At 56.9% G+C, this 16,038-nt stretch carries 12 protein-coding genes and 1 pseudogene; 8 read left to right on the plus strand and 5 right to left on the minus strand.

All coding sequences use genetic code 11. The features are described 5' to 3' along the window. Positions 1–61: 61 nt before the first annotated feature. On the minus strand, positions 62–1,492 hold the full coding sequence (locus tag AAHA39_RS03335; RefSeq protein ID WP_320654869.1) for a methyl-accepting chemotaxis protein: 1,431 nt from the start codon (positions 1,490–1,492) through the stop codon (positions 62–64). Positions 1,493–1,574: 82 nt separating this feature from the next. Between AAHA39_RS03335 and AAHA39_RS03340 the strand changes: the two genes are divergently transcribed. Next, positions 1,575–1,847, plus strand: a complete 273-nt coding sequence (locus AAHA39_RS03340; RefSeq protein WP_033113652.1) for an acylphosphatase — start codon at positions 1,575–1,577, stop codon at positions 1,845–1,847. A gap of 15 nt (positions 1,848–1,862) precedes the next feature. Beyond that, entirely contained in the window at positions 1,863–2,621 is a 759-nt protein-coding gene (locus AAHA39_RS03345) for a CHAD domain-containing protein (protein ID WP_320654866.1), read from the plus strand. Between the two features lie 109 nt (positions 2,622–2,730). Here AAHA39_RS03345 and metG read toward each other — a convergent pair whose 3' ends face one another. Next, positions 2,731–4,764: a methionine--tRNA ligase gene (gene metG / locus AAHA39_RS03350; protein ID WP_320654863.1), complete on the minus strand. Its 2,034-nt coding sequence runs from the start codon at positions 4,762–4,764 to the stop codon at positions 2,731–2,733. 186 nt (positions 4,765–4,950) lie between these two features. Here metG and apbC point away from each other — a divergent pair, with 186 nt between their 5' ends. The 4 genes from apbC (at position 4,951) to AAHA39_RS03370 (ending at position 9,299) form a co-directional block, all read left to right on the plus strand. Further along, positions 4,951–6,033: an iron-sulfur cluster carrier protein ApbC gene (apbC, locus tag AAHA39_RS03355; protein ID WP_320654861.1), complete on the plus strand. Its 1,083-nt coding sequence runs from the start codon at positions 4,951–4,953 to the stop codon at positions 6,031–6,033. A 110-nt stretch (positions 6,034–6,143) separates the two neighbouring features. Beyond that, a complete protein-coding gene (udk, locus tag AAHA39_RS03360; RefSeq protein WP_041207717.1) occupies positions 6,144–6,788 on the plus strand; it encodes a uridine kinase in 645 nt (214 codons plus the stop codon). A 63-nt stretch (positions 6,789–6,851) separates the two neighbouring features. After that, a complete protein-coding gene (gene dcd / locus AAHA39_RS03365; protein WP_041207718.1) occupies positions 6,852–7,433 on the plus strand; it encodes a dCTP deaminase in 582 nt (193 codons plus the stop codon). A gap of 396 nt (positions 7,434–7,829) precedes the next feature. Continuing rightward, positions 7,830–9,299: an inorganic phosphate transporter gene (locus AAHA39_RS03370; RefSeq protein ID WP_320654858.1), complete on the plus strand. Its 1,470-nt coding sequence runs from the start codon at positions 7,830–7,832 to the stop codon at positions 9,297–9,299. Between the two features lie 778 nt (positions 9,300–10,077). On the opposite strand, the pseudogene AAHA39_RS03375 reads toward AAHA39_RS03370, so the two are convergent. Both AAHA39_RS03375 and rne read right to left on the minus strand, forming a co-directional pair. Continuing rightward, positions 10,078–10,170 (minus strand): annotated as a pseudogene (locus AAHA39_RS03375) (dCTP deaminase); the annotation flags it as partial. 85 nt (positions 10,171–10,255) lie between these two features. Beyond that, positions 10,256–13,279: a ribonuclease E gene (rne, locus tag AAHA39_RS03380; protein WP_320654856.1), complete on the minus strand. Its 3,024-nt coding sequence runs from the start codon at positions 13,277–13,279 to the stop codon at positions 10,256–10,258. 412 nt (positions 13,280–13,691) lie between these two features. Between rne and rluC the strand changes: the two genes are divergently transcribed. After that, the gene (gene rluC / locus AAHA39_RS03385; RefSeq protein ID WP_219277885.1) at positions 13,692–14,636 is read left to right on the plus strand and encodes a 23S rRNA pseudouridine(955/2504/2580) synthase RluC; all 945 of its coding nucleotides are present in this window, start codon (positions 13,692–13,694) and stop codon (positions 14,634–14,636) included. Further along, complete coding sequence (locus tag AAHA39_RS03390) at positions 14,636–15,298, plus strand: HAD-IA family hydrolase (protein ID WP_320654851.1); 663 nt, start codon at positions 14,636–14,638, stop codon at positions 15,296–15,298. The genes rluC and AAHA39_RS03390 overlap by 1 nt, the downstream gene beginning before the upstream one ends. A 98-nt stretch (positions 15,299–15,396) precedes the next feature. Here AAHA39_RS03390 and AAHA39_RS03395 read toward each other — a convergent pair whose 3' ends face one another. After that, positions 15,397–15,978 (minus strand): Maf family protein, encoded by a 582-nt coding sequence (locus AAHA39_RS03395; protein ID WP_255933808.1) that lies wholly within the window; start codon positions 15,976–15,978, stop codon positions 15,397–15,399. Positions 15,979–16,038 lie beyond the last annotated feature (60 nt).

Below are 16,038 nucleotides of genomic sequence, written 5' to 3' on the forward strand. Positions count from 1 at the left end.
CGCAGGTAAAACTCAAACGGCCCGGTGCATCAGCGTGCCCGAACCGGATGTGACTGACAGATCAGATCCGGATCCCCTTGAGTGCCCGGGTCAGCTCGCTGGCGGTGGCTTTCAGCCCCTGCGTGCCAGCCACCGAGGCGCTGGCAGACTCCTCCACCTGCGCTGCTTCATGGCGTACCTGATCCAGATTGTGGGTGATCTCGGCGGCCACCGAGCTCTGCTCTTCGCTGGAAGTGGCGATCTGGGTACTCATCTCCAGCACCGCATCGCTGTGATTGCTCAGCTTCTCGATATCGAGCCCCACCTCGCTGATGAGTTGCTGGCTGCTGGCGGCGCGACCCACGGTTTTCTCCATGATGTCGTTCAGCGCTCCGGTGCCGGCTTGCAGCTCTTCGATCATCTTCTGGATCTCGACCGTTGCCTGCTGGGTGCGGCTGGCGAGGGTACGCACTTCGTCGGCCACCACCGCAAAGCCGCGCCCCTGCTCACCGGCGCGGGCCGCTTCGATGGCGGCGTTGAGGGCCAGCAGGTTGGTCTGCTGGGAGATGGCGTTGATGACGCTTACCACCTCGTTGATGCGGTTGGCATTGTGGGTCAGGCGCTCTACCGCGCCGGAGGCATTGCCAATCTCGTCGGCCAGAGTGCGGATCGCCTCTATGGTACGGGCCACCCGGTTGGCGCCATTGGCCGCCTCTTCGCTCGATTGACGGGTCTGCTGCAGGGTGTCGTTGGCATTGCGCGCCACTTCGCGAATGGCGGCTGACATCTGTTCCATGGCGGTGGCCAGCGAATCCATGTGCTGGCGCTGGGCGCGCGCCATGTTTTCGCCTTCACTGGCGTGGTCACGAAACTCGTCGGCGGCCATGGTCAGCGCCTCGGCAGACTCTTCGACCAGCTTGACGATCTGGTGCTGGCGGTCGGTAAAGCGGTCGATGCTGCCCGCCAGGGTAGAGAACTCGTCGCGGACCGGGAAGAAGTTGAGGCGGAAGGTGAGATCGCCGTCGGCCACGGTTTGCAGCGCCTTGTTGGTGGAGTACAGGGCGCCGGAGACAAAGGTCATCATGTAGTGGATCACCAGTGCCATCAGGGCAGCCAGCGCCCCAACCATGGTGAGCGTGGTGCCCTGATCATCCCACATGGAGGACGTACTGGTGTCGAGCTCGCCGGTGACATAGCCAGCCTGGCCCGCTGGTGCGGTGAAGCGGTAGCGATCGCCCTGTTGTTCGAGTCCGCTCACCCCTTGTGGCTGGATGCGCAGATCGGCTGGCAGAGTGAGCGTTGGCTGCTGGCTGACCAGTTGTGCCGTGGTCTCGACCCGCTGCTGCAACTGCTCAACCTTGAGTTTTATCTCCTGCTCGTGGCTGTTTGCCAGCAGATACCAGCTGAGAAAGGCGATGATCAGCAAGGGAAGCCAGAAGGCGATGTGGAATTTTTCACTGATGGTGAGGTGAATGAGATAGCGGTCAACCCACCGGAATTTAACTTCTTTCATAATGGAGCTGCATCCTGCAGAGATAGAGTGTCGGGCACATTATCATCTCGGGAATTTTTTTCTTAAGCAGAAGGTGTGAGAAATGGGAGAGCAATCGTTTGTCATTCGGGTGTGGGGGCAGGTGCAAGGGGTCGGATTTCGCTACTTCACCCGCGAGCGTGCCTTGCAGCTGGGGCTGCGCGGCCATGCCTACAACCTGGAGGATGGGTCGGTGGAGATCCTCATCAGCGGGCCGACGCAGGGGGTACAGATGATGCTGGGCTGGCTGGAACATGGCCCGCGCACCGCCCGGGTGACCCGGATGGAGTATGAAGAGGCGCTGCCGCCAAGCGGTCAGGGCTTTCATACCAACTGATCTGCCGGGGACATCATGGTTGCCGATACGCGTGATCCCTTGCTGGCGCAGGCCCGGGTGCTGGTTGCCAGCTACCGCCATGCTGCTCGCGCGGTGCGCCGTGAAGCGAGCGAAACCCATGTCCATGGTTACCGCATCGCAGCGCGCCGCATGCAGGCGCTGCTCGCATTGTGGCGACCCGCCCTTTGCCATCCAAAACTGGAACGACGGTTGCAGCGAGCCATTGGCCGACTCTCGGCCCTGCGCGACGCACAGGTTTACGCCGCGCGCTTTGGCGCGTCATCCACAATCGTCTTGCCCAGGGTGACGGTTCCCCTTTTTTCGGGCCTGCTTGCCCACTGGCTGGATGAATTAGAGCAAATTTCCGATACCTCGGGGTTGGCTCGTCACTACCGGCGCCACCTGGCCCGTCGCCTCGATGGGGCATTGAGCCGACTTGATGAGCACCCGGCTGGCAACGTCTCCCATCGCCAGCAGCTGCGTCGCTGGCATCATCTGCGCCTTGAGATAAAACAGGCGCGCTACGGCGCCGAGTTGCTGCTGGAGCTGGGGGCGGGGGAGGCGCAGTGGGTCAGCGCCTTTAGTCATTGGCAGGAGCGGCTCGGGCAGTTGCAGGATTGGCGGCAGTGGCGGCGTACCCTGAAAGGAAACAAGCGGCAACGCAGGGTGAGGTGCAAACTCAAGCGCAAGATAGTGACGCGATTGCGGCGCCTCGATTGCCAGCAGGCGGAACTGGTGGGGCTCAAGGTGGCGATGCTGGATAGTCCGCTCTAACCATCTTGCCGGATCCTCAATGGGAGCAATCCGCAGAGTCGCAGAGACGAAAAGAGTGCAGAGACAAAAAAAGAGGCCCAGAGGCCTCTTTTTTATCGGGTCGATGCGCTTACTTGACGCGCATGCCCGGCTGGGCGCCTTCCTGCGGCTCCAGAATCCAGAGATCCTTGCCGCCCGGGCCTGCGGCCAGCACCATGCCTTCGGACATGCCGAAACGCATCTTGCGCGGTGCCAGGTTGGCCACCATCACGGTCAGCTTGCCTTCCAGATCTTCCGGGTTGTAGGCGGACTTGATACCGGCAAACACCTGACGGGTCTCGCCGCCGATATCCAGTTGCAGCTTGAGCAGCTTCTCGGCTTCCGGTACAGCTTCGGCCTTCTTGATCAGCGCTACGCGCAGGTCAATCTTGGCGAAGTCGTCATAGGTGATGGTTTCGCTGATGGGGTCATCAGCCAGCGGGCCGGTCACTTTCGGTGCCTGCTCCTTGGCAAGGTCTTCCTTGGATGCGTCGATCATGGCTTCAATCTTCGCAGGCTCGATGCGGGAGAAGAGGGCCTTGAACGGTGCAACGGTGTGATCGACCAGCGGCATCTCGATGCCATCCCAGCTGAGGGTTTCGGCCAGGAAGGCTTCGGCACGCTCGGCCAGCAGCGGCATGACGGGCTTGAGGTAGGCCATCAGCACGCGGAACAGGTTGATGCCAACGGAGCAGACCGCTTGCAGCTCGGCATCTGCCCCTTCCTGCTTGGCGATGACCCAGGGAGCTTTGTCGTCCACATAGCGGTTGGCCTTGTCGGCCAGCGCCATGATTTCGCGGATGGCGCGGCTGAACTCGCGGCTCTCATAAGCCTCCGCAATGGCGGTACGGGCGTTGGCGAACTCAGCGTAGAGCTCGGGCTCGGCGCAGGTTGCCGCCAGTTTGCCGCCAAAACGCTTGGCGATAAAGCCGGCGTTGCGGGAAGCGAGGTTGACCAGCTTGTTGACCACGTCAGCGTTGACCCGCTGCACGAAATCTTCGAGGTTCAGGTCCAGATCGTCGATGCGGCTGTTGAGCTTGGCGGCGTAGTAGTAACGCAGGCACTCCGGATCCAGGTGGTTCAGGTAGGTGGATGCCTTGATAAAGGTGCCCTTGGACTTGGACATCTTGGCGCCGTTGACGGTCACATAACCGTGCACGTTGACCTTGGTCGGCTTGCGGAAGTTGGCGCCTTCCAGCATGGACGGCCAGAACAGACAGTGGAAGTAGGCGATGTCCTTGCCGATGAAGTGGTAGAGCTCGGCGTCGGAGTCCGCTTTCCAGTAGCTGTCAAAGTCGATGTCGCCACGCTTGTTGCACAGGTTCTTGAAGGAAGCCATGTAACCGATGGGGGCATCCAGCCAGACGTAGAAGTACTTGCCCGGGGCGCCGGGGATTTCGAAACCGAAGTAGGGGGCGTCACGGGTGATGTCCCACTGCTGCAGGCCGCTTTCGAACCACTCCTGCATCTTGTTGGCCATCTCTTCCTGAATGGCGCCGGAGCCACGTACCCACTCTGCCAGCCATTTTTCAAACTGCGGCAGGTCGAAGAAGAAGTGCTCGGAGTCCTTCATCACCGGAGTGGCACCGGAGACGGCAGATTTCGGATCGATAAGCTCAGTCGGGCTGTAGGTGGCGCCGCAGCTGTCACAGTTGTCGCCATACTGCTCCGGAGACTTGCACTTGGGGCAGGTACCCTTGACGAAACGGTCCGGCAGGAACATCGATTTTTCCGGATCGAACAGCTGGGAGATGGTGCGACTCTTGATAAAACCACCATTTTTCAGGCGGCCGTAGATCAACTCCGCCAGCTCGCGGTTTTCGTCGCTGTGGGTGGAGTGATAGTTGTCAAAGCTGATGTTGAACCCGGCGAAATCTGCCTGGTGCTCCTTGGAGACCGCAGCAATCATCTCTTCCGGGGTGATCCCCATCTGCTGTGCCTTGAGCATGATCGGGGTGCCGTGGGCATCATCGGCACAGATGAAGTGCACCTGATGACCGCGCATTCGCTGATAACGAACCCAGATATCGGCCTGGATATGTTCCAGCATGTGGCCAAGGTGAATGGAGCCATTGGCATAGGGGAGGGCGCAGGTTACCAGCATTTTACGAGGATCAGTTGCCATATTACGTTCTTGATGTGCTTGTTGGGATGATAGAGTGCCGTGCATGTTACCCGAATTGGGGGTAGCCTGCCTAGGGTTGTGGCTGTGCCGGGCTTGGCCGGATGCACCATCTGTACCGCAGGCAAGCCACTGATTTGTGTGCGGTAACCGTTCACCTCAAGATAATGACAACATAATGAGGAGTTAATGGTGATTGATTCAGTAAAACAGATCCTCGCCGAATTTAAGCCGGCAGGCTGGAGCAAGGATCTGGTCGGTGCCGGATTTGTGCGCGACGTCATCTGCAAGGATCAAAGTCTCTCTGTCCGCCTGGTGCTGCCCTTTGCCGCGCTGTCGCTGCTCGATACCCTCAAGGAGGAGTTCGACGCCAGATTGCGCGCTGCCAGCGGCGCCTCCCGCATCGATTGGGCATTGGAGATCGATGTGGCCAGCATGCCGCGGGCGCAGGGGCTCAACGCAGTGCAGGGGATCCGCAACATCATCGCCGTTGCTTCCGGCAAGGGCGGGGTGGGTAAATCCACCACCGCGGTCAACCTGGCGCTGGCCCTGAAAAAGGAGGGGGCGCGGGTCGCCATCCTCGATGCCGATATTTATGGCCCCTCCATCCCTACCATGATGGGCACTCTCAAGGAGCGCCCCGTTAGTCATGACGGCAAGCTGATGGAGCCGGTGATGGCCTGTGGCCTCAAGAGCAACAGCATCGGCTATCTGGTCTCCGAGCAGGATGCCACCATCTGGCGTGGCCCCATGGCGAGCAAGGCACTGGCGCAGATCCTCCACGAGACCCGCTGGGGCGAGGTGGATTATCTGGTGGTCGACATGCCGCCGGGCACCGGTGATATCCAGCTCACCATGGCCCAGCAGGTGCCCACCTCGGCGGCGGTGATCGTCACCACCCCGCAGGATGTGGCGCTGGCCGATGCCCGCAAGGGGATCGCCATGTTCCACAAGGTCAATGTGCCGGTGCTCGGCATCATCGAGAACATGAGTTACCACGTCTGCAGCGCCTGTGGTCACCATGAGCCGTTGTTCGGTACCGGTGGCGGCCAGAAGATGGCAGAGCAGTATCAAGTGGCGCTGCTTGGTCAGCTGCCGCTGCACATCGACATCCGCCAGCACATGGATGATGGCTGTCCGACCGTCTTCAGTTCGCCGGAAGGAAGCCTGACTCAGGCCTATTTGAAGCTGGCACGCAGGGTGGGAGCTGAACTCTTTTTCAGCGCAAAACCGATTGCGACCCCGCTTTATACTGTCGCGCTGGATGAATAATCAGCTGTCGGTCACCTGATGGGGATTTGAGGGTGGGCATGGCCCACCCTTTTTCATATAATGGATCGGTTTAAACAATCCCCACTGCTCTTCTCTTTTAGGTATTTGTCATGTCTGATACTCAACATTCGTGTGTGATCATCGGTATTGCCGGCGCGTCCGCGTCTGGCAAAAGTCTTATAGCCCAGACCATTTATGAAGAGCTGGTGGCAGAACTGGGTGCAGGTCAGATTGGTGTGATCACCGAAGATTGCTACTACCGTGATCAGACCCACCTGACCATGGAAGAGCGGGTAAAAACCAACTATGACCACCCCAATGCGCTGGATCACGACCTGCTGGTTCAGCACCTGAGTCAATTGCTGAAAGGGGATGCGGTAGATATTCCCCAGTACTCCTACACCGAGCACACCCGGATGAGCGAGGTAACTCCGTTTGCCCCGCGCCGCGTGATTATTCTGGAAGGTATTCTGCTGTTGACCGACAGCCGTCTGCGCGACCTGATGGATGCCTCCATCTTTATGGATACCCCGCTCGACATCTGTCTGCTGCGCCGACTGGTGCGTGACGTGCAGGAGCGTGGCCGGACCATGGACTCCGTGCTCAAGCAGTATCAAAAGACCGTACGCCCCATGTTCCTGCAGTTCATCGAGCCTTCCAAGCAGTATGCCGATGTGATTGTGCCCCGTGGTGGCAAGAACCGTATCGCAATCGACATGCTCAAGGCGCGTATCCGCCACATGTTGATTGGTTAAGTTGAAACAAGCCGGGTGATGCCCGGCTTTTTTAAAGCACAAAGTAGTCAGGAGAGTCGCCCAATGCGTCTGTGTGATACCGATATCGAACGCCATCTGGATGAGGGCAAGATCGTCATTGAGCCACGGCCCGGTGTAGAACGGATCAGTGGCGTCAGCGTCGATGTGCTGCTGGGTAACGAGTTTCGGGTGTTTCGCGATCATACTGCTCCCTATATCGATCTGAGCGGCCCGAGCAGCGAGATGGCCGATGCCATCGATCGGGTGATGAGCGATGAGATCCATATCCCGGATGGCGAAGCCTTCTATCTGCACCCGGGTCAGCTGGCGTTGGCCGTGACCTATGAATCAGTCACTCTGCCGGCAGATATCGTCGGCTGGCTCGATGGCCGCTCTTCGCTGGCCCGTCTCGGTCTGATGGTGCATGTCACGGCACACCGTATCGATCCGGGCTGGTCCGGTCGTATCGTGCTGGAGTTCTACAATGGCGGCAAATTGCCGCTGGCGTTGCGTCCCAAGATGAAGATCGGCGCGTTGAACTTCGAGATGCTCTCAGGCACCGCAGCCCGTCCGTACAACAAGCGGGAAAATGCCAAGTACAAGAGCCAGCAGGGTGCTGTCGCCAGCCGTATCAACCAGGATTGATGCAGCCTGCAGGCATGATTGGAAAAGAGGAGCACAATGTGGCTCCTCTTTTTTTGGCTAGGTTGCAGGCGAGCTGGTGCTGCGAAGATACGGATGGCTCCTTGCTGGTCGGATGAGAATGGTTGGCAAACGATATTTTTATGCTTTTTTATGCCTGATGGGGGTGAAAAAGAGGGCTGAAAATGACGTTTGTTGGCTGAATTGTCAGCAACTTTGTTGTTTAAAGGCAACAACTGCTCGCTTTAATTAATCTCTGGCAAGCCGCATGGCGACTGGCCGTAAGATATTTTTTACCAAAAAGCTCTTTTTTTTTATGGCTGAAATATTTCATAGATAGCTATGGTGTTGGCCGCCATCTGGCATAATCCGCCGCAACTCATAAACAGGCTTTTTTTTATGTTTGAAATGTTTAGTGGTTTGGGTTTGTGGTGGTCAATCGGTTTGGTATTGGCCGTTTTTTTTGTGCTTGCCTATGAATTCATCAATGGCTTTCACGATACCGCCAACGCGGTAGCAACGGTTATCTACACCAAAGCGATGCCCGCTCACCTGGCGGTTGTTGCATCAGGGATCTTCAACTTTTTCGGTGTCATGTTTGGTGGTCTGGGTGTGGCTTATGCCATCGTCCATCTGCTGCCCATCGACCTGCTGCTTGGGATGGACTCCACCCAAGGGTTGATCATGGTCTTCTCGCTGCTCTTTTCCGCCATCGTGTGGAATCTGGGTACCTGGTTCTTCGGGATCCCGGCCTCCAGCTCACATACCTTGATCGGTTCCATTCTGGGGGTAGGCGGTGCCTATGCCTGGATTAGTCACAAGCCGGTGACCGAGGGGATCAATGTGAGCAAGGCGATCGACATCATGCTCTCCCTGATCATCTCTCCCACCATCGGTTTCATCGTGGCAGCGTTGCTGTTGCTGGTGATGAAACGCATCTGGACCAGCAACAAGATCCACAAGACCCCGGAAGAGCGTCAACTTGTTGATGGCAAGAAGCACCCGCCATTCTGGGCTCGCCTCACTCTGGTTGCTTCTGCGATGGGTGTGAGCTTTGTGCACGGCTCCAACGATGGCCAGAAGGGTATCGGTCTGGTCATGCTGGTACTCATCTGCATGGCGCCAGCCTACTTCGCGCTGGACATGAATAGCCGCTCTTACGATCTGGATCGCACCCAGGATGCCAACCAGCGCATCATGGAAATCTACAAGCGCAATCAGGATGCTGTGAGTGGTGTTATCAACTTCAACTCAGCCTCTGCTGTGCAAGAAGAACTGATGACTCACTGTTCCGCAGACAGCGTGCTGCAGGCGATGAACACTCTGGATTCGCGTCTTGGTGCTGTACGTACCTATGAAGAGATGAGCCTGACCGATCGCCGTGAAGTGCGTCGTCTGCTGCTCTGTATCGATGACACCGCACGCAAGGTTTCCAAACTCTCTCTGCCGGCCAAGGAGCTGACCGATCTGGCCAAATGGCGCAAGGATCTGACTGCGACAGCCGAATACGCTCCGACCTGGGTGATCGTCTCCATCGCGATGGCGCTGGGTTGCGGCACCATGGTGGGCTGGCGTCGTATCGTGCACACCGTTGGTGAGAAAATCGGTTCTACCGGTATGACCTATAGCCAGGGGATTGCAGCCCAAATCACGGCGGCCAGCTCCATCGGTATTGCCAGTCTGACTGGTATGCCAGTATCGACCACCCACATTCTCTCCTCTGCGGTGGCGGGTACCATGGTGGCCAACAAGTCAGGCCTGCAAAGCCAGACCATCAAGACCATCCTGATGGCCTGGGTGCTTACCCTGCCGCTGACCATGTTGCTCTCTGGTGGTCTTTTTATCATCAGCCATCATCTGTTCGCATAATGTCTTCAAGCGTTTATATACCAAAGGGCCTTCGGGCCCTTTTTTATTTCGACATGAGTTCCATCCCCCTTTTTTCCTATCGATTAGAGCCTGCAGCATCCTGCTAATTCAGATTGATATTATGAAGAGCGACGACTAACAAGTAGGGTGGGGGAGGGATATCTCGTTCTTGGTACAAGCAAAAGCCACACAGTGTGGCTTGTTGTTTTTTAGATACAACCCTGATCGGTGTTTATCGCAGCTCGCGTTATCCTGCGATACCCGGTCAATGATAGTATTTCACCCATAGACATGAGCAAGAGCGCCGTAGCCAAGTGTTCTCCAATCAGCATCAGGGATTTCTATTAACAGGAACCTGGGTTATTTGGTTAGTACATGTAGAGGGATAACTGTACCTTCAATCAGAAAGTTATCGCTACAAAATATACGATTACATGATGCAGTATTTGCTGTGTTGTGAACCTGATAATAAGTTTTGACTCAATCTATAACGCCATTCCAGATGTAAGTCGGATTGTGGTTTTATATGGAGCGGACTTCATCTGGATAGTGGATAGATTCCTGATATCTAAATCACATTTACAGTTCAAGGTGCAACCAACGACTCAGCAAAAATGAATCGGAACTGGAACGAGAGATGTACTATTGGGCGCATGACGGATGAGCTTCATATGCCAACAAACTAGTTTGTAACTTAAACCTTTGTGACCACATTTCGAATAAATAGAATTCAGGTAAAAAACTTAGGAAGTCTTTAGTTTTCAGGGAATAAACCTAGGACGTCACAGATCCGTTCTACACCGGGCCGTGGCTCAATGACGATCTTGCCCTCAGCCAAATGGTCTCCGATATCGGTATTACACAGACGCATTGGCAACTGATAACTAGGTGAATGTCACCCATAAAAAAGAGCCACACATTGTGTGGCTCTTTGCTTGTTCCAACAACAGGAACTATTAAGGACGACCTGCCGGGCAGGAAGCTACATTGACTGCTGCGGTGCTACCACCGTGACGGCCAGAGCTAACCACTTCGCCACGAACCAGAGGCGGATAGTCCACCGGTTCACGAGCGGGCAGGGCAGGAGCTTCGGCAGGGGTTGCCATTGGCGCAGATGCCTTGCGAGCTCGGGCCAACAGACCGGCACCGTGCTTAACCTGCTTGGTTACGGCTACGGGAGTCTCCTCAGCTACAACTTTTACCGGCTCTTCAGCAACAGGTGCAGTAGTTACTGCTTCGGTGACCTCAACTGCTTCAACAGCGGCTACCGGGGCTTCGGCAACAACTTCAGCAGGTTGCTCAGCTTGTGCAAGCTCAACCGGAGTAGCTTCAACTACTGCGACAGCAGGGGCTTCCACTTCTACGGTGTCAACAACAGATATTGCGGCCACTTCGGTCTGTACCGCATGAGCCTGTTCAGCAGACTCCTCAGCAACAGCTTCGACAACCACGTGTTCGGTCAGTGCAGCAGAAGCTTGCAGGGCTGCCGCGACAGCTTCAGCGCTCGGGATGGTAACAACTGGCACTACCGGCTCTTCAACCTGCGCTTTGGCGATATCGGCCTGGGCGGCGGTAGTCAGAGTAGGCTCGGCTTGTTGCTCTTCATCACGCTGGCTACGTGCTTCTTCATTAATACGCTTGCGACGTTGGCCTTCGATGCGCTGGCTGCGCGGAGTACGGCGGGAACGGCGCTGACCTTCGGCCTGCTCATCCTGGTCGCCAGTCTCAACGGCTGCAACCTGAACCTCTTCTACGACAGGCAGGGCAGGGGTGTCGCTCGCAGCAACATCAACGCGGATCTGCTTGCGCAGCTGGCGACGTTCGCGGCGCTCAGCCACTTTCTGCTCTTTTTCCTGACGTGGTTCGATGGCATCAACGGTTTCCACCGCGTCCACGACAACCTCGGCACGAGGCTCACGGGGAGCGCGTGGCTCACGAGCAGGGCGCGGAGCACGGGGCTCACGTTCTTGACGCGCTTCGCGTGGTTCACGTGGTTCACGTTCTATCCGCTGTTCAGTGCGAACTTCACGTTCCTGACGGGGCTCACGCTCTTTACGAGGACGACGATTGCGGTTTTCACCACCTTCGCGGTTGCCATTTTCACGTTTCTCGCCAGCTTCCGCATTGTTACGGTTGCCACGGTTGTCGTCACGACGAGGACGCTGACCACGGCCACGACCTTCTTCGCGCTGATGACGCTGACCCTCTTCCTTGCGTGCTTCACGAGCAGCCGGTTTATCAGCCGGAGCTTTTACTTCGGCAGGGGCTGCATCGCTGCTGAACAGGCCGGTAATGCCTTTGATCAGCTTGCTGAAGAAACCTGCTTCGGCAGGTGCAGCGGCAACGGCCGGGGCTGTCTGCTGCTGTGCTGCAACTGGCGCGGGTTGAGTCGGCTGGGCAAAGCCTTGCAGCAGCGGTTGTTCACGCTCGATCACCTGAGCTTGCTTCGGTTGGTAGACCGGCTTGGCAATCTCGGTTTTCAGCTCATAGCTGGCCGCTTCCGGGATCTCGTTCTGACGAATGCGGGTCACTTCGTAGTGCGGGGTTTCCAGATGCTGGTTCGGAATGATGTAAACACGCACATCATTTCGCTGTTCCAGACTAGCGATGGCAGCACGCTTCTCGTTAAGCAGATAGGCTGCAACATCCACCGGCACCTGACCGTGAACCTGCTCGGTGTTGTCCTTCATGGCCTCTTCTTCGATGAGACGCAGGATGGACAGGGCGAGGGATTCGTTGTCACGGATCACGCCTTGACCCTGGCAACGGGGGCAGATGTGGCTGCTGGACTCGTTGAGGGAGGGACGCAGACGCTGGCGAGACATCTCCAGCAGACCGAAACGGGAGATCCGGCCCAGCTGGATGCGGGCACGATCCTGATGAACCGCTTCACGCAGACGGTTTTCCACTTCGCGCTGATGGCGAACCGGGGTCATGTCGATGAAGTCGATTACGATCAGGCCACCCAGGTCGCGCAGACGCAATTGGCGGGCAATTTCATCGGCCGCTTCCAGGTTGGTTTGCAGCGCAGTCTCTTCGATATCGCCGCCCTTGGTGGCGCGGGAGGAGTTGATATCGATGGAGGTCAGTGCTTCGGTCGGATCGATAACGATGCTGCCACCGGAGGGGAGGCGCACTTCACGCTGGAAGGCTGATTCGATCTGGCTCTCAATCTGGAAGTGATTGAACAGGGCAACTTCACCCTTGTACAGCTTCACACGGTTGAGGAAATCGGGACGTACCAGCTCGATATGGGCCTTGGCACGTTCGAAAATCACCGGATTGTCGATCAGGATCTCGCCCACATCGCGACGCAGATAGTCACGGATGGCACGCACGATGACGTTGCTTTCCTGGTGGATAAGCACCGGTGCCGCGCGCTCTTGGGAGGCCTTGTGGATGGAGTCCCAGTGATTGAGCAGGACGTTCAGATCCCACTCCAGCTCTTCTGGCGACTTGCCCACACCGGCGGTGCGCACGATCAGGCCCATGCCTTCCGGCACGGTCAACCCACTCAGGGCTTCTTTCAGTTCAGTCCGCTCATCACCCTCGATGCGGCGGGAGATACCACCGGCACGGGGGTTGTTGGGCATCAGTACCAGGTAGCTACCTGCCAGGCTGATAAAGGTGGTGAGGGCTGCACCCTTGGTGCCACGCTCTTCCTTGTCGATCTGGACGATAACTTCCTGACCTTCGCGGACCACTTCTTTGATGTTGGGACGACCCTGATAGGAGTAACCGGAGGGGAAGTAATTGCGGGCGATCTCCTTCAACGGCAGGAAACCGTGGCGCTCGGCGCCGTAGTCGACAAAAGCAGCTTCAAGGCTGGGTTCTACGCGGGTGATCTTACCCTTGTAAATGTTCGCTTTCTTCTGCTCGTGTCCCGGACTTTCAATATCCAAATCGTAGAGCTGTTGTCCGTCAACCAGCGCTACGCGCAACTCTTCTTCTTGAGTTGCGTTGATAAGCATTCTTTTCATTGAGTTCTCATTATTGTGTCATTTTGATTTCCTCCATCTGGGTCCTGCCAGCGCCGGCCTCGGGTCTTCAGCATACTGGGGCAACCTCCCGGTTGGGGTATGCATGAGGCGCAAACTAAGGGCGCTCTGGTCATCTTTTCTCGAGAAGAGATGAATAAGGATGCCGAAATGGAGACAAATAAACGGTGATGTTTGTGTTCTCCATGCGTTGTACCTCGCACCCGGGAACCGTCATGTTCTTCTAGACACGGTGTATCGGGATTGGGTGGCATACTTTTTGGCCACTTAGTACAAGGCTTGAACACAATGACAAAACCTTGTTTATTATCCCATTTAAACCTCTTTTATAGCAAGGCGCCATTTTTCAACAAACCAGCAGCCAAGGGGCGCTGGCAGTGGTAAAATCCGCGCCATGACACAGATACATCAACAAGTGCAGCTGCTTACCATCGAAGCTGAGCATGACGGGCAGCGCATCGACAATTTTCTCAAGACTCAGCTAAAGGGCGTCCCCAAGAGCCTGATCTATCGCATCCTTCGCAAAGGTGAAGTGCGAGTAAACAAAAAGCGCATCAAACCGGAGTACAAACTCTGCGCAGGTGACGAGGTGCGGGTTCCTCCCGTGCGCGTTGCTGAAAAAAATGAGCTGCCATCCGCCAACCTCGGGGTTATCCAGCGTCTGGAGAGCCAGATCCTGTTCGAAGACGATGCCATGATCGTGCTTAACAAGCCTTCCGGCATGGCTGTACACGGTGGCAGCGGTCTGAGCTTTGGCGTTATCGAGGGGTTGCGTGCCCTGCGTCCGGAAGCTCGTTTCCTCGAGCTTGTTCATCGACTGGATCGCGACACCTCTGGTGTATTGCTGGTTGCCAAGAAGCGCAGTGCCCTGCGCAGCCTGCATGAGCAGTTGCGCGTCAAGACCATGCGCAAGCAGTATCTGGCGCTGGTTCGCGGCAAATGGCAGGCTCACGTCAAGGTGGTCAATGCACCTCTGCGCAAAAACGACCTGCAGTCTGGCGAGCGGGTAGTGCGGGTAAGCGCCGATGGCAAGCCATCGGAAACCCGGTTCCGTATCGTGCGTCAATTTGCCGAAGCGACCCTGGTCGAGTGCAGCCCTATCACCGGTCGTACTCACCAGATCCGGGTGCACACCCTGCATGCCGGTCACCCGATTGCGTGTGATGATAAGTATGGTGAAGCGGCGTTTGACGAGAAAATGCGCAGCCAAGGGCTGAAACGGCTCTTTTTGCATGCCTGGAAGCTCAGCTTCACCCATCCGGCCGATGGTCGCGAGATGCAGGTCGAAGCGCCGCTGGCACCTGAACTCGACAACTTCCTCAACGGCTTGTCACGCTGATGCAGGATATCCGGCTCGCCATTTTCGATTGCGACGGTACCCTGATGGATTCGGTGGGCCGGATTGTTGCCTGTGTGCAGGGGGCCGCCAGAGATTGTGAGCTGGCGGTACCTGCACCAGCCCAGATCCGGCAGATCATCGGATTGAGCCTTGATGTTGCCATGTCCCGCCTGTTCCCTTTGTGTAGCGACAGTGGCACCGCCATTGATGAGCGCCAGATTGCCACACTCATCGATCGTTATCGTCATCACTATCTGCACGACACCACCCCCAGTTCATTGTTTGCCGGGGCAGGGGAGCTGCTGCATGACTGGCGGTCACGGGGCCTGCAACTGGCCGTCGCGACCGGTAAATCACGCCGTGGGCTGGATCGGGTATTGGATGAGACCGGGCTGCGCCCGTTGTTTGTGACCAGTCGTGGCGTCGATGAGGCTCGATCCAAGCCTGATCCGCTGATGCTTGAGCAGATCCTGGCTGAACTGGGGCTTTCACCTAGGCAGGCCGTAATGATTGGCGACTCTGTTCACGATATGGCGATGGCCGAGGCAATCGCCATGCCGCGCATTGGCGTCACCTGGGGGGTGGATAGCAGCGAGGCCCTCAGTCGTTACGAGCCAGTGGCAGTGGTTGACTCTATGACGGCTCTTCGCACGTTGTTGTAAACGTCTCACTTCTTGAGTGACATCAATCTGATTGATAAAAGGCCCGGTCAATTGACCGGGCCTTTTATATATCTTCTAGCTCATCCATTCGCCCACCATCAGGGCAGGGCGATGCCGTGGCGCTCCAGCAGCTCGATCAGGCCGATCAGCGGCAGACCGATCAATGCGTTAGGATCGCGCCCTTCCAGCCCCTTGAACAGCACGATCCCCATCCCTTCGCATTTGAAACTGCCAGCACAATCGAGGGGCAGTTCAGCCTCTACATAGCGGCGAATGGCGGCTTCGTCGAGATCGCGAAAGTGAACCGTAAACGGTTCAATCAATTGATGAATCTCATTGGTTGCAGCGTTAAGTACGCACAAGCCGGTGTAAAAGGTGACGCTGCGACCCTGGGCCGCCATCAGCTGTGCTATGGCATTATCTATGGTGCCCGGTTTGCCGAGGATGCGGCCATTGCAGACACACACCTGATCAGACCCGATGATCAGCCCGTGATCACGACTATTTGCAATGGCCTGGGCCTTTGCCCGGGCAAGTCGGGCCACCAGCTCCTGAGCGGATTCATCTGCCAGTGGTCGTTCGTCTACGTCGGGAGCCGCACATTCAAAGGGGAGGCCAAGCTTCTCCAGCAGGGCTTTGCGATAGCGAGAAGTTGAGGCGAGGATAAGATTCTGTGGCATAATCCGAATACCGATGAAAGCAAGTACCGGCATTCTAGGGACTTGTGGCGTTAAAATCAT

The organism is Aeromonas sp. SE22, assembly GCF_038739755.1.
Classification (GTDB): domain Bacteria; phylum Pseudomonadota; class Gammaproteobacteria; order Enterobacterales; family Aeromonadaceae; genus Aeromonas; species Aeromonas jandaei.